The 12343-nt window shown below is 70.8% G+C and carries 13 protein-coding genes; 9 read left to right on the top strand and 4 right to left on the bottom strand.

What is annotated here, in order from left to right:
* Positions 1–122: 122 nt before the first annotated feature.
* From ABD339_RS13255 to ABD339_RS13245, 3 genes are all read left to right on the top strand, one after another.
* Positions 123–575, top strand: coding sequence for a tripartite tricarboxylate transporter TctB family protein (locus ABD339_RS13255; RefSeq protein WP_344565667.1), 453 nt, complete (start codon positions 123–125; stop codon positions 573–575).
* A 3-nt stretch (positions 576–578) separates the two neighbouring features.
* Positions 579–2075, top strand: coding sequence for a tripartite tricarboxylate transporter permease (locus tag ABD339_RS13250; protein ID WP_344565527.1), 1497 nt, complete (start codon positions 579–581; stop codon positions 2073–2075).
* A 390-nt stretch (positions 2076–2465) separates the two neighbouring features.
* Positions 2466–3641: a cation:proton antiporter gene (locus ABD339_RS13245; RefSeq protein ID WP_344565665.1), complete on the top strand. Its 1176-nt coding sequence runs from the start codon at positions 2466–2468 to the stop codon at positions 3639–3641.
* Positions 3642–3894: 253 nt separating this feature from the next.
* Here ABD339_RS13245 and ABD339_RS13240 read toward each other — a convergent pair whose 3' ends face one another.
* Positions 3895–4329 carry a VOC family protein gene (locus tag ABD339_RS13240; RefSeq protein ID WP_344565524.1) on the bottom strand — a complete coding sequence of 145 codons (435 nt, stop codon included), beginning with the start codon at positions 4327–4329 and terminating at the stop codon, positions 3895–3897.
* A 228-nt stretch (positions 4330–4557) separates the two neighbouring features.
* Positions 4558–5475, bottom strand: coding sequence for a DedA family protein (locus tag ABD339_RS13235; protein ID WP_344565522.1), 918 nt, complete (start codon positions 5473–5475; stop codon positions 4558–4560).
* Between the two features lie 435 nt (positions 5476–5910).
* Here ABD339_RS13235 and ABD339_RS13230 point away from each other — a divergent pair, with 435 nt between their 5' ends.
* From ABD339_RS13230 to ABD339_RS13220, 3 genes are all read left to right on the top strand, one after another.
* Positions 5911–7584: a M28 family metallopeptidase gene (locus ABD339_RS13230; protein ID WP_344565520.1), complete on the top strand. Its 1674-nt coding sequence runs from the start codon at positions 5911–5913 to the stop codon at positions 7582–7584.
* A 372-nt stretch (positions 7585–7956) separates the two neighbouring features.
* Positions 7957–8253 carry a type II toxin-antitoxin system VapB family antitoxin gene (locus ABD339_RS13225; protein WP_003999914.1) on the top strand — a complete coding sequence of 99 codons (297 nt, stop codon included), beginning with the start codon at positions 7957–7959 and terminating at the stop codon, positions 8251–8253.
* A gap of 99 nt (positions 8254–8352) precedes the next feature.
* Positions 8353–9138 carry a LytR C-terminal domain-containing protein gene (locus ABD339_RS13220; protein ID WP_344565518.1) on the top strand — a complete coding sequence of 262 codons (786 nt, stop codon included), beginning with the start codon at positions 8353–8355 and terminating at the stop codon, positions 9136–9138.
* 81 nt (positions 9139–9219) lie between these two features.
* Here ABD339_RS13220 and ABD339_RS13215 read toward each other — a convergent pair whose 3' ends face one another.
* Entirely contained in the window at positions 9220–9795 is a 576-nt protein-coding gene (locus tag ABD339_RS13215; RefSeq protein WP_344565516.1) for a TetR/AcrR family transcriptional regulator, read from the bottom strand.
* A gap of 101 nt (positions 9796–9896) precedes the next feature.
* Between ABD339_RS13215 and ABD339_RS13210 the strand changes: the two genes are divergently transcribed.
* Positions 9897–10283, top strand: coding sequence for a nuclear transport factor 2 family protein (locus tag ABD339_RS13210; protein ID WP_344565514.1), 387 nt, complete (start codon positions 9897–9899; stop codon positions 10281–10283).
* A gap of 138 nt (positions 10284–10421) precedes the next feature.
* Here ABD339_RS13210 and upp read toward each other — a convergent pair whose 3' ends face one another.
* Complete coding sequence (gene upp / locus ABD339_RS13205) at positions 10422–11057, bottom strand: uracil phosphoribosyltransferase (RefSeq protein WP_344565512.1); 636 nt, start codon at positions 11055–11057, stop codon at positions 10422–10424.
* Between the two features lie 116 nt (positions 11058–11173).
* Between upp and ABD339_RS13200 the strand changes: the two genes are divergently transcribed.
* Both ABD339_RS13200 and ABD339_RS13195 read left to right on the top strand, forming a co-directional pair.
* Positions 11174–11395: a hypothetical protein gene (locus ABD339_RS13200; protein ID WP_344565510.1), complete on the top strand. Its 222-nt coding sequence runs from the start codon at positions 11174–11176 to the stop codon at positions 11393–11395.
* A 246-nt stretch (positions 11396–11641) separates the two neighbouring features.
* Entirely contained in the window at positions 11642–12202 is a 561-nt protein-coding gene (locus ABD339_RS13195; protein ID WP_344565508.1) for a tRNA adenosine deaminase-associated protein, read from the top strand.
* The last annotated feature ends 141 nt before the right edge of the window (positions 12203–12343 follow it).

Below are 12343 nucleotides of genomic sequence, written 5' to 3'. Positions count from 1 at the left end.
CCCCCGCCCCGCCCCCCTCTCCGTCCCCGTCCCCCTCCACGTCCCCGCCCTCTCCCTCCCCCGCTCCCGCCTCCCTCGCCGACCGGCTCAAAGGGCGGTCCGAACTCGGCGTCTGCGCCCTCCTGTTGTGCGTCGGCGCACTGGTGCTCGGCGACGCGCTCACCATGGACACCGTGGCCTCGGTACGCGGGCCGGTCGGACCCCGTACGGTGCCCCTGATCGTCGGCTGCGCGCTGCTGCTCGTCTCCGTGCTGCTCGCCGTGGACGTACTGCGCGGCGGGCGCGGGGAGGCCGAGGCGGGGGAGGACGTCGATACGTCCGAGCCCGGCGACTGGCGTACGGTCGCCCTCCTCGCGGGCGTCTTCCTCGCCTTCGCCGCTCTCATCGAACCGCTCGGCTTCCCCCTGTCGGGTGCGCTGCTCTTCTGGGGCTCGGCCTTCGCGCTGGGCAGCCGCACCCACGCCTTCACCCGGGACCCGCTGATCGCGGCCGGGCTCTCGCTGTTCACCTACGCCGTCTTCCACCTGCTGCTCGGCGTTCCCCTGCCGGGCGGCCCGCTGATGGGAGTGCTCTGACCCATGGACTCCCTCAACTCCCTGCTGGACGGCTTCGGTACGGCGCTGACCCCGCTCAACCTGCTGTGGGCCGCCACCGGTGTGCTGCTGGGCACCGCCATCGGCGTACTGCCGGGCATCGGCCCCGCGATGGCCGTCGCGCTGCTGCTGCCCGTCACCTACGGGCTCGACCCGACCGCCGCCTTCATCATGTTCGCCGGGATCTACTACGGCGGGATGTTCGGCGGCTCCACGACCTCGATCCTGCTCAACACCCCCGGTGAGAGCGCGGCGGTGATCGCCGCCATCGAGGGCAACCCGATGGCCAAGGCGGGGCGCGGTTCGCAGGCGCTCGCCGCCGCTGCCATCGGCCACTTCGCGGGCGGCATGATCGGCACCATCCTGCTGGTCGTCCTCGCGCCGACCGTGGCGGACCTGGCCGTGGACATCGGCGCCCCCGACTACTTCGCGATCATGGTGCTGGCCTTCATCGCCATCACCTCGGTACTGGGCTCCTCCCGCATCCGCGGCTTCGCCTCGCTGCTGATCGGCCTCACCATCGGCCTGGTCGGCCTGGACCAGATGACGGGCCAGCAGCGGCTGACGTTCGGCAGCCTCCAGCTCTCCGACGGCATCGACGTGGTGATCGTCGCCGTCGGCCTCTTCGCGATCGGGGAGGCGCTGTGGGTGGCGGCCCATCTGCGGCGCGGCGCCAGCCAGGCGATCCCGGTCGGCCGCCCCTGGCTGGGCCGCGGTGAGCTGCGCCGCACCTGGAAGCCGTGGCTGCGCGGCCCGTTGATCGGCTTCCCGTTCGGCGCGATCCCGGCGGGCGGCGCGGAGATCCCCACGTTCCTCTCCTACATCACCGAAAAGCGCCTCTCCCGGCACAAGAAGGAGTTCGGCAAGGGCGCCATCGAGGGCGTGGCGGGCCCCGAGTCGGCCGCCTCGGCCTCGGCGGCCGGGACGCTGGTCTCGATGCTGACCCTGGGCCTGCCCACCACGGCGGTGGCCGCGGTGATGCTGGCGGCCTTCCAGCAGTACGGCATCCAGCCGGGCCCGCTGCTGTTCGAGCGGGAGCCGGAGCTGGTGTGGGGGCTGATCGCCTCGCTGTTCGTCGGCATGGTGATGCTCCTGCTGCTCAACCTGCCGCTGGCCCCGGTCTGGTCGAAGCTGCTGCGGGTGCCGCGCCCGTACCTGTACGCCGGGATCCTCTTCTTCGCCGCCGTCGGCGCCTACGCGGTGGGCGGCGAGGCGATCGACCTTGTGATCCTTCTCATCATCGGGCTCATCGGTTTGATGATGCGGCGCTTCGGGCTTCCGGTGCTCCCCGCGATCATCGGCGTCATCCTCGGCCCGGGAGCGGAGCAACAGCTGCGCAGGGCGCTCCAGATCAGTGACGGCAACCTGACCGGGCTGGTCAACACCCCGTTCTCGGTGGTCGTTTACTCGGTCGTCGCGCTGGTGCTGGTGTGGCCGCTGCTCAAGCGGGCGGCCCTGCGCGGGCGCGCCGCGAAGGGCTGAGGGTCCCCTTCCCCTCGCCCGCACATTTCCCGCATACCCTCCCGAACCACGCGTCCCGCTCCGCCCCTGTCGGAGCGGGACGCGGCCTTGTGCGCGGACACCTGACCCAGCCGCTCGAACGAATCTCGAACAAGCCCTTGAACTCGTTTGGTAAACTAACTATTAACGCTTTTTTGACGATCTCTTGACTGACCGAGAGACCGGACGCCCAGGAGGAGCCATCCACTTGTCGCCGCCCGGCCACACCGGCCACCGCTCGCCTTCCGTACTGCACATATCCACACCACCGCCCCTGGCCCCACCGAGGTCCGCGCCCCGCCCGGCCCCCGCCCGCGCCGTCACCGCCCTGGGGAGGGCGTGAGCATGGGACACGCGGACACCCTGCTCGCCATGGGCGGCGCCTTCGTCGCCGCCGCCGTCCTCGCCCGCCTCGGCAACCGCATCGGACTGCCGACGATCCCGCTGTTCATCCTGGCCGGCATCCTCCTCGGCCCGAACACCCCCGGCTTCGTCCTCCTGCACGACCCGCACGACCTGGAGATGCTCTCCGCGCTCGGCCTCGTCCTGCTGCTCTTCTACCTCGGCCTCGAGTTCCACATGGACGACCTCAAGTCCGGCGGCAAGAAGATGGCGCTGGCCGGCGGGGTCTACCTCGCGCTCAACGTCGGCGCGGGCCTCGCCTTCGGCTTCGCCGTCGGCTGGGGCACCTCGGAGGCGCTCGTCCTGGCCGGAGTCCTGGGCATCTCGTCCTCCGCGATCGTCACCAAGACGCTGGTCGATCTGGGCCGCATCGGCAATCCAGAGACCAAGCCCATCCTCGGCATCATCGTCGTCGAGGACGTCTTCCTCGCCCTCTACCTGGCCGCACTCCAGCCGGTGCTCGCGGGCGCCGACAGCATGGGCTCGGCCATGGTCCAGATCGGCAAGGCGTTCGGCTTCCTGCTGGTCCTCGCCCTGGCGGCCCGCTTCGGCACGAAGGTGATCGGCAAGCTGTTCGCCACCAAGGACAACGAGCTGCTGGTCATCTCCTTCCTCGGCGCGGCCGTGCTGGTCGCGGGCATCGCGGAGGAGTTCGGCGTCGCCGACGCGATCGGGGCCTTCATGGTGGGCCTCATCCTCGGCAACACCACCTCGGGCGAGCGCATCCGCGAACTCGTCCACCCCCTGCGGGACGCCTTCGGCGCGATCTTCTTCTTCGGCTTCGGCCTGTCCATCGACCCCGGTGACCTGCCGAAGGTGCTGGTCCCCGTGCTGATCGCCGTCGCGCTCACCATCGTCATGAACGTGGTGGCCGGGCTCGGCGCGGCCAAGATCTACGGCTTCGGCGCCCAGCCCGCGGCGAACGTGGCGACGACGCTGCTCGCACGGGGCGAGTTCGCACTGATCCTCGCGACGATGGCCTCGGTGGCGGGCCTGGACGACCGCCTCTCCCCCTTCATCGCGGGCTACGTCCTGATCCTGGCCGTGGTCGCCCCGCTGGCCGCGGGCCGCTCGTCCTGGCTCGCCAGGCTGCTCCCCCAGAAGGAAGAGCCGTCCCCGGCCCCGAGCCCGACCCCTGTGTCCTGACCGCCCCGGGGCCCTGACCCGCCGGGGCTGCCGTGCGGCTGCGGGTTAGCCGTGCGGCCGCGGACTGCCGTGCGCCTGGGCTGCCATGCGGCTGCTGGTCACGGGTGGGACGGCAGCGCGGTGACGGATGCGATTGCGATCGGGGTGCGGTTGCGATCGCGGTCCCCCGCCGCGAGAACCGGGCTCCACGCCGAGCACGCGTTCGCGGCGCCAGGGGGACGGCTCACCGCCTCCCCGTCTCGCAGGACACCGCTCAGTCGAGGCAGAACTCGTTGCCCTCGATGTCCCGCATGCCGATGCAGGACTCGTTCTCCTCGTCGGCGAGCAGCACCCGCTCGCACACCGCACCGAGGGCGATCAGCCGGTCACGTTCGGCCTTGAGCGCGGCCAGTCGCTCCTCGCCCACGAGCCCGGTGCCGACCCGTACATCGAGATGCACCCGGTTCTTGGCGACCTTGCCCTCGGGAACGCGCTGAAAGTACAGCCGCGGGCCCGCACCGGAGGGATCGACGCAGGCAAACGAGGCACCCTGCCGCTCAGCGGGCAGCGAGCGGTCGAATTCGTCCCACGAGGCGAACCCCTCCGGCGGCGGCGGTACGACGTACCCCAGCACCTCGCACCAAAAACGAGCGACCCGCTCGGGTTCCGCGCAGTCGAAGGTGATCTGGACCTGCTTGACCGATGACATCGGCGCACCATAGCAGGGGGCTTCCGCCGCTCATCCCCCCGCAGAAGTCCACGGGTTGGCCGAAGGCCGGCCGACCCGTGCGAGCCGATGCCGTGCCGTGCCGTACGTGACACGTGAGGCCAGGCCGTCCGCCTCGTCGCGGCGGCCACCCGGGCTGGGCGGCCACGCCCGTTCACGTCGTCGCGACGCGAAAGGGAGGCGGCGGCGGAGGCAGGCTCGCCCGCCTGCTCAGCGGCGGGCGTGGCGGCCTCGGCCGCCTCCGCCGGAGCGGTTCTGGGGATGCTGGGGTGCCTCGGGCGGCAGCGCTCCGGGGCCGGGGGCGCCGGGCGGGCGCGGCCCATAGCTCTCGGGCCCCGAGACGCCGGGCCCGTACGGGTCCGTCGGCGCCACACCGGCCTCGGGGGCGGCGGACGCCGGGTACACCGGAGGCGCTGAGGAGTAGGACGCCGGACCGGGGCCGTCGCCGCGGTACTCGCCGCCGTTCCCACCGTCCTCGCCCTTCCCGCCGCTCTCGCCGCCGGAAGACCCCTTCCGGCGGGCCCGCAGGTACTCGATCACGATCGGGACGACCGACAGCAGCACGATCCCGACCAGGATCGCCTCGATGTTCTTGTTGACGAACTCGACCTGCCCGAGCGCGGCACCCAGCAGCGTGACCCCCGCACCCCACAGCGTGCCGCCGATGATGTTGAAGATGACGAAGGAGCGGTACCGCATCCCGCTGACGCCCGCGATGATCGGCGTGAACGTCCGGACGATCGGTACGAAGCGCGCCAGCACCAGCGACTTGGGGCCGTGCTTCTCGAAGAACTCGTGCGCCTTCTCGACGTTCTCCTGCTTGAACAGCTTCGAGTCGGGCCGCCGGAAGAGCGCGGGCCCCACCTTCTTGCCGAACAGGTATCCCACCTGGTCGCCGAGGACCGCGGCGAGCACGATCAGCAGGACCATCAGCCACAGCGGCAGGTGCAGGTACTGATCGGTGACGATCAGCAGCCCCGTCGTGAACAGCAGCGAGTCTCCGGGCAGGAAGAACCCGATCAGCAGGCCCGACTCCGCGAAGACGATCGCCAGAATCCCGATCGGACCGAAGGTCTGGATCAGGAAATCCGGATCCAGCCAGCTGGGTCCAAGTGCGAGTTGGGTCACGGAAGCTCCTGATCAGGGGCGCGGGGGGAGTGCGAGACGCGCCGACGGTCACCGAAGGGCTGAATCGGACGCTACACGCTACCAACGCGGCCCTTTCTCCCACCGTTCCCGAGTGAGAGGCCATAAGAGCACAACCACACAAGCAGGAGACCCCATCCTCGGCGTCTTGGCAATCCGCGGAACAGGTGTTCCCGGACCGGCCGCCGACCCGCTGGCTTCCCTCCCGTCCGCCCTACTCCGCCCCGTCCGTCCGGCCCGCCCACTCGCCCTACCGGGGGCCGGGGCCGGGCCGGGGCTGGGGGCGCACACCGCACACCCGCCACACAGCGCACACCGGTCACACAGCGGACAGCGAACCGCGCCCGCGGACCGAAGACTGGATACCGAACAGCGCCACCTCCGTCGTATGCCGCACGCACCGGAAGGATCACGCCTGTGCACGTACCACTTCGCACGCTCCGTTCCAGATCCGTCGCCGCGCTCGCCGCGACCGCGCTCGCCGCCCCGCTCCTGCTCGCCTCCACCGCGACCGCGGGCGAGAGCGGGCACTCCGGACCCCGCCCCGGCAAAGGCACCGGCAAAGAGGGCGACAAGCTCGCCCGGCACCTGGTCGAGCACACCAGCGGCAAGAACGCGCTCACCCACCTGACCGCCCTGCACAAGATCGCCGAGGCGAGCGGCGGCAACCGGTCGGCCGGCTCGCAGGGCCACGAGCGCTCGGCCGAGTACGCCGCCCGGCTCCTGAAGAAGGCGGGCTACAGCGTCTCGTACGAGACGTTCGAGTTCACCTTCCGCAAGACCCTCGCGGAGAAGCTGAGCGTGCTCACGCCCGAACAGCGCGACATCCCGCTCACCCTCATGACGTACACCAAGAGCACTCCGGAGGGCGGCCTCAAGGCGCCCCTCGTCGCGGCGCCCGCCGACGCGGACGGCTCCAGCGGCTGCGAGGCGGCGGACTACGCGGGCGGCGACTACCGGGGCAAGATCGCGCTGATCGAGCGCGGCGCCTGCTCGTTCACCCAGAAGCAGGCCGCCGCCGCCGACGCGGGCGCGGCCGGCGCGGTGATCTACAACAACGTGGCGGGCGCGCTCAACGGGACCCTCGGCGCCCCCGAGGCCGCCCGCATCCCGACCGGCGGAATCAGCCAGGCGGACGGCAAGGCCCTCGCCGAGCTGGCCGCGAAGGGCGGCGCCACGGTCAATCTGGAGGTGCGGGAGTTCCAGGAGCAGCGCACGACTCCGAACGTCATCGCCGAGACCAAGGGCGGCGACCCGGACAACGTCGTGATGCTCGGCGCCCACCTGGACTCCGTGCCCGAGGGCCCCGGCATCAACGACAACGGCTCGGGTTCGGCCGGAATCCTGGAGGCCGCCCTCCAGTTCGCCAAGGCCGGCCACCAGGGCACGCGCTCCCACCAGGCCCACCGCGCCCGCCCCGTGAACAAGGTGCGCTTCGCGCTGTGGAGCGCCGAGGAGCTGGGCCTGCTCGGCGCCGAGGACTACGTCGGCCGCCTCCCGGCAGCCGAGCGCAAGAAGATCGCGCTCTACCTGAACTTCGACATGATCGCCAGCCCCAACTACGGAGCCTTCGTCTACGACGGTGACGACTCCGACGGCACCGGCTCGGGCCCGGGCCCCGAGGGCTCGGCGAAGCTGGAGAAGGACCTGGCCGCGTTCTTGAAGACCCGTGGCCTCACCACCCGCGGCACGGACTTCGACGGCCGCTCCGACTACGGCCCGTTCATCGCGGCGGGCATCCCCTCGGGCGGCACGTTCACCGGCGCCGAGGGCATCAAGACCGCCGAGCAGCAGAAGCTGTGGGGCGGTAGGGCGGGCGCCGCCTACGACGGCTGCTACCACCAGTCCTGCGACGGCATGAAGAACATCGACCGCCGGGCCTTCGACGCCCATGTGAAGGCCATCGCCAACGCCGTGGGCCACTACGCGTGGGACACCACGGGCCTGCCCGCCACCGCGCCGAAGCCACCCGCCTCCCGCCCGAAGTCGCACGCCGACGCACCAGGGGCGGCGACCGCTTCGGACGCGTACAACAGTTCGAGCCTGAACGCCGGTTCCGGCCCGTACAAGGGCCGGTGGCTGGTCCGCTGACCCGCACACCCGCCCCCGCCCTTCCCGTTCCTCCCGCCCGCCGGGTGGGAGGAACGGGAAGGGCGAACGGGGCGGAACGGACCGGTCCGGACCGGCGGTCACCAGAAGCCCACCCATCATCCACACCCTGTGGAAAACTTTCACGACTCGGATACCCCCTCGCCGGGCCACCCGGGAACATCCGACGGCCACCCGGCTTCCGCTGGGCTTCCACCCGGTTTCCGCACCGGGAGCGGCCCAGCCCCCATCCGCCCCGTCCGTCCCCCGCACCCCGCAGCCCTTCGCAGCCTGCCCCCGTTAATCGGCAATAGTCGGGATTGCACCATCGTCACAAGGCTGCGCCCGGTACCTGTGGCCCGGTAGGCTTTCCGTGTGATCTTCAAGCGAATCGGAAACGGGCGGCCGTACCCCGACCACGGCCGGGAAAGCACCCGCCAGTGGGCGGATGTCGCCCCACGCCCGGTGCGTCTTGACCAGCTCGTCACCACGAAGGGCCAGCTCGACCTGGAGACCCTTCTGGCGGAGGACTCGACCTTCTACGGCGACCTGTTCGCCCACGTCGTGAAGTGGCAGGGCGACCTCTATCTGGAAGACGGCCTGCACCGCGCCGTCCGCGCGGCGCTCCAACAGCGCCAGGTACTGCACGCACGCGTCCTGGAGCTGGACTGATTCGCTGATTCGTACGCCGTTGACCCGATCGGGTAGGCATACCGACGAGCCATTGATCATCTAGTAGGCAGTGCAGTTCATGCGCATTACGCTGCGCACATGAGCATGCTCACTCCCCCCGGCATGGGCGGCAAATACCGCATCAAGGGTGACCGCTACCCGCGTATGCGCCGGTCACGGGGGCGCGGGAAGATCATCTTCGCGTCCGTGGCCTCCGTGATGGCCGTCGCGGTGATCGGGTGGGGCACTCTCCAGCTCATCGACATCTTCTCCGGCGGCCCGGACGCGACCCGCGCCTCGGGCCCCGGCGCCGCGGACTGCCCGACCCCCGCCGCCTCCCGCGACGCAGCCGCGGCCGAGGGCGAGCGCGAGCGCGAGGGCGGCAGGAACGACAAGCACAGCAAGGAGCACAAGGACGACGGCCGGGGAGGCGGGAGCGAGGCCGACGGGAGCGCCCGGGGCGGCAAGGGCGGGAAGAACGGCAGCTCACCCCCGGAGGACAAGCTCCCGGCGCCCCGCACCATCACCGTCAACGTCCTCAACGCCACCTCACGCGCCGGACTCGCCCAGTCCACCGCGGACGCCCTGGAAAAGCGCGGCTTCACGATCGGCAAGGTGGGCAACGCGCCGGAGGACCTGGACAAGAAGGTCAAGAAGGCGGGCGTGCTCGTCGGCGCCCCCGGCCCCGCCACCTCGGCCCGGATGAAGGTCCTGGGCACTCAACTCGACGGCACCGGCACCAAGTACACGGAGCGCGACGGCAAGGACGTCGATCTCGTCCTCGGGGACGGCTTCACGAAGCTGACGAAGAAGAAGGCCGCCCTGTCCGCACTGGCGAAGCTCAACAAGCCGCAGCCGTCACCCTCGGCGAGCGGGAAGTGCTGACCCCGCCCGGCCGAGCCTGATTTCGCACCCCGGGCCGACACGCGGGGGCCGTCCCCGCGGCACCCGCCGGGGCTGCCGCCACTACCGCCGCTCGGGCTTCCCGAGGAGCTCCGCGACAAGGCCGCGGACGTACGCCTCGTCCGTACCGGGGATCGAGAAGACCACCCGGAAGTAGAGCGGCGCGACGATCCGGTCCAGCACCTGCTCCAGGGACGGGGGCATCTCGCCGCGCTCCCGCGATGCGTCGAGGACGGGGGCGAAGCGGTCGCTGACCCTGCGCAGACACTCACGCAGTCCGGTGTGCCGCTCGTCGATATCGGGGGCGATCTCGGCGCGGAAGAACGCGATGCCGCCGGGCCGGGAGAGCTCCGTCAAGGTCCAGGCCGCCTGGTTCTCCAGGTCGGTGCGCAGGTCGCCGACGGGCGGGGGCGCGCCGGCGTCGCCGTGCCGCTCGGCGACATCGACCAGGAGCGCGGCGAGTGTGCCCCACCGCCGGTAGAGGGTGCTGGGATTGACCCTCGCGCGCTGGGCCACGGCGGAGAGGGACACCTGGTCGGCGCCGCGCTCGGCCACCAGCGCGGTCACAGCGCCGTGTACGGCGTCCCGGACGCGGGTGCTGCGGCCACCGGGCCGTTTCGTCGATGCGTCAGCGTTCACCCCGCCATCTTAAAGCAGAAGTTTGCGCTTTAGGGATCGATGTGCCTACAGTCGCACTAAAGCAGAAGTTGCCGCTTTAGTGGCCGACCGAAGGGAACACCATGTCCACCAACGAAGCCGCCCTCGCCCTCGGGCGCACGTTCCACCAGGCCCTCATCTCGGGCGCCTGGGACGGCATCCGGGCCCTGCTGCACGACGACGCCACCTGGACCCTGCCCGGCGACAACACCATCTCCGGCACGGCCGAGGGCGGCGACGCCGTGGTGGAGCGCGCTCAGCAGATCGCCTCGTACGGCCTCGACTTCGAGCTGCTGCACCTCTTGGTCAGCAGCGAGAACATGGCGCTCTCCCTGCACAACACCGCGCGCCGGGGAGACGTCGTCCTGGACGAATACCTGGCCACGGTCTGCCGTCTGCGCGACGGAAAGATCGCGAGTATCGAGACCTATCTCTCCGACGTGCCCGGGATGAACGCCTTCTTCGTCTGACTCGCCTGACGCTCCCCAGCTTGAGTTCCGGCCTCCGGCCCGCTCCCCCGTAGGAGGCAAGCGGTCGAGCGGTCGAGCGGCCAACCGTGGTCAAGCGATCAAGTGGTCAAGTGGTCAATGCGGCCCGACGGCCGCAGCTCAGCTGACCGTCCCGTACATCCGGTCCCCGGCGTCGCCCAGACCCGGGACGATGAAGCCCTGCTCGTTGAGGCGCTCGTCCACCGAGGCCGTCACCACCGTCACGGGCGTTCCGGCCAGCTCCCGTTCCATGACCTCGACGCCCTCGGGGGCCGCCAGCAGGCACAGTGCGGTCACATCGTCGGCGCCGCGCCGGATCAGCTCCCTGATGGCGGCGACGAGCGTGCCGCCCGTGGCGAGCATCGGGTCGAGGACGTAGACCTGGCGGCCGGAGAGATCGTCCGGCATCCGGTTCGCGTACGTCGAAGCCTGAAGGGTCTCCTCGTCGCGGATCATGCCGAGGAAGCCGACCTCCGCCGTCGGCAGCAGCCGGACCATGCCCTCCAGCATCCCCAGCCCCGCCCGGATGATCGGCACCACCAGGGGGCGCGGGTGGGAGAGCCGTACGCCGGTCGTCTCCGTCACGGGCGTGGAGATCCCGACCTCCTCGACGCGCACGTCCCGCGTCGCCTCGTACGCGAGGAGCGTCACCAGTTCGTCCGCGAGACGGCGGAAGGTGGGCGAGTCGGTGCGCGCATCGCGCAGTGTGGTGAGTTTGTGCGCCACCAACGGGTGGTCGACGACGTGGGTCCGCATGCTTCGACAGTATCCGAGGCCCGGCGCGCCGGGCCTCGGCGGGCAGCACTGGCGTACGCCGGGCGGACGGGGGAAGGTGACAGTCACGCCGGAGGTCACCGCCGGAGGTCACGCCTATGCCAGAGCCACAAGAGCCCAGAAGGGCCCGGGAGTCGGCCGAACAGCCCGCCCAGGACTCCAGGCGGCCCGTGCCTGACGCGGAGCGGCTGCGCCGCAGAGCGCGCTTTCTCCGAGAGCTGAACGAGGCCAGGGCACTGCGCGAACGTGTCCAGCCGCGCCGCTCCCGCGCGGCCCGTATGCGGCAGCAGGCGCTCCGCATGCGAACTTTCCGTTGGTGAGCGTCGAAGCTCTCAAGAGAGTTCGGCTGAGAACCCTCATGCGAGGTTCCACTGAGAAGCAGTGCGTCGCGAGTGGTCACCGTGCGTCGCCAAGGAGGCGCTTCCGGGTCCGGATCGGGCAAACAGCGAGACGACGCACTGTCGAAGACCCTTCGCACGGCGCGGGTTTCTGCCACGATTCCGATGGGGCGGGGGCACGGTCCTCGTCAGCACTCGGGCACATCTTGAATCAGTGGGAGAGTCACGGTGTATTTCGCCGCGCTGCTCGCGCGCACCGAAGACGGGTGGGAAGCGAGCGACACAGAGCTGGACGATGTGGAGACCCTGGCGGACCTGGCCGATCTGGCCCGGGAGGCCACAACAGACGACGAGACCGTGCTGGTCTGCATCGAGCAGGAGGGCGAATGGTTCGGCGTCGTCCGCGTGGACGGGGAGGAGGATCCCCGCGTCTACGTCTCGGACGCCGCCGCTGCGATGCGCAGCTCGTACGGCGAGATACTGCTCTCCGACGAGTTGCTGGGCCGCGAACCCGAAGACCCGGCGGCACTGGACCAACTCGTGGACCTGGACGGCACGGAGGACGGCGAACCGGAGAACGACGAAGGTGACGACGATGACGGCGACCGGGCGGCGGTCACGGCGGACGAGGACGCGGACACCGCGCCGGCCGGGCCACTGGGCGACGCCGGGATCCTCTCCGACCTCGGAATGTCGGACAAGGCACTCCGCTCGCTGACCCCCCAGGACGCGCTCAGCGAGGTCGCCGACGCGCTGGGCTGCACCGACGTACTGGAGGCGGTCCGCTGAGGCCACCCCAACCGCCACCTCCGGCATCACCGCCACCTCCGCCGTCCCCCGGGCCGTCTTCAGGTCCGGGTCCGGGGCTCGGCGGCTCATGAGACGTTCGCGCCTGGCCCCGGCCCCCGAAGCCGCCCCCAGGCGCGACAC

It is taken from the genome of Streptomyces axinellae (assembly GCF_039532135.1).
Classification (GTDB): Bacteria; Actinomycetota; Actinomycetes; order Streptomycetales; family Streptomycetaceae; genus Streptomyces; species Streptomyces axinellae.
The sequence above is the reverse complement of the archived record's forward strand: the minus strand, read 5'-3'. Positions and strand labels throughout refer to the sequence as shown.

Bases quoted from the DNA above. Each gene is read 5' to 3' on its own strand.
- ABD339_RS13245 (WP_344565665.1), top strand. From the start codon at position 2,466: ATGGGCGGCGCCTTCGTCGCCGCCGCCGTCCTCGCCCGCCTCGGCAAC.
- ABD339_RS13250 (WP_344565527.1), top strand. From the start codon at position 579: ATGGACTCCCTCAACTCCCTGCTGGACGGCTTCGGTACGGCGCTGACC.
- ABD339_RS13240 (WP_344565524.1), bottom strand. From the start codon at position 4,329: ATGTCATCGGTCAAGCAGGTCCAGATCACCTTCGACTGCGCGGAACCC.
- ABD339_RS13220 (WP_344565518.1), top strand. From the start codon at position 8,353: ATGAGCATGCTCACTCCCCCCGGCATGGGCGGCAAATACCGCATCAAG.
- ABD339_RS13210 (WP_344565514.1), top strand. From the start codon at position 9,897: ATGTCCACCAACGAAGCCGCCCTCGCCCTCGGGCGCACGTTCCACCAG.
- upp (WP_344565512.1), bottom strand. From the start codon at position 11,057: ATGCGGACCCACGTCGTCGACCACCCGTTGGTGGCGCACAAACTCACC.
- ABD339_RS13200 (WP_344565510.1), top strand. From the start codon at position 11,174: ATGCCAGAGCCACAAGAGCCCAGAAGGGCCCGGGAGTCGGCCGAACAG.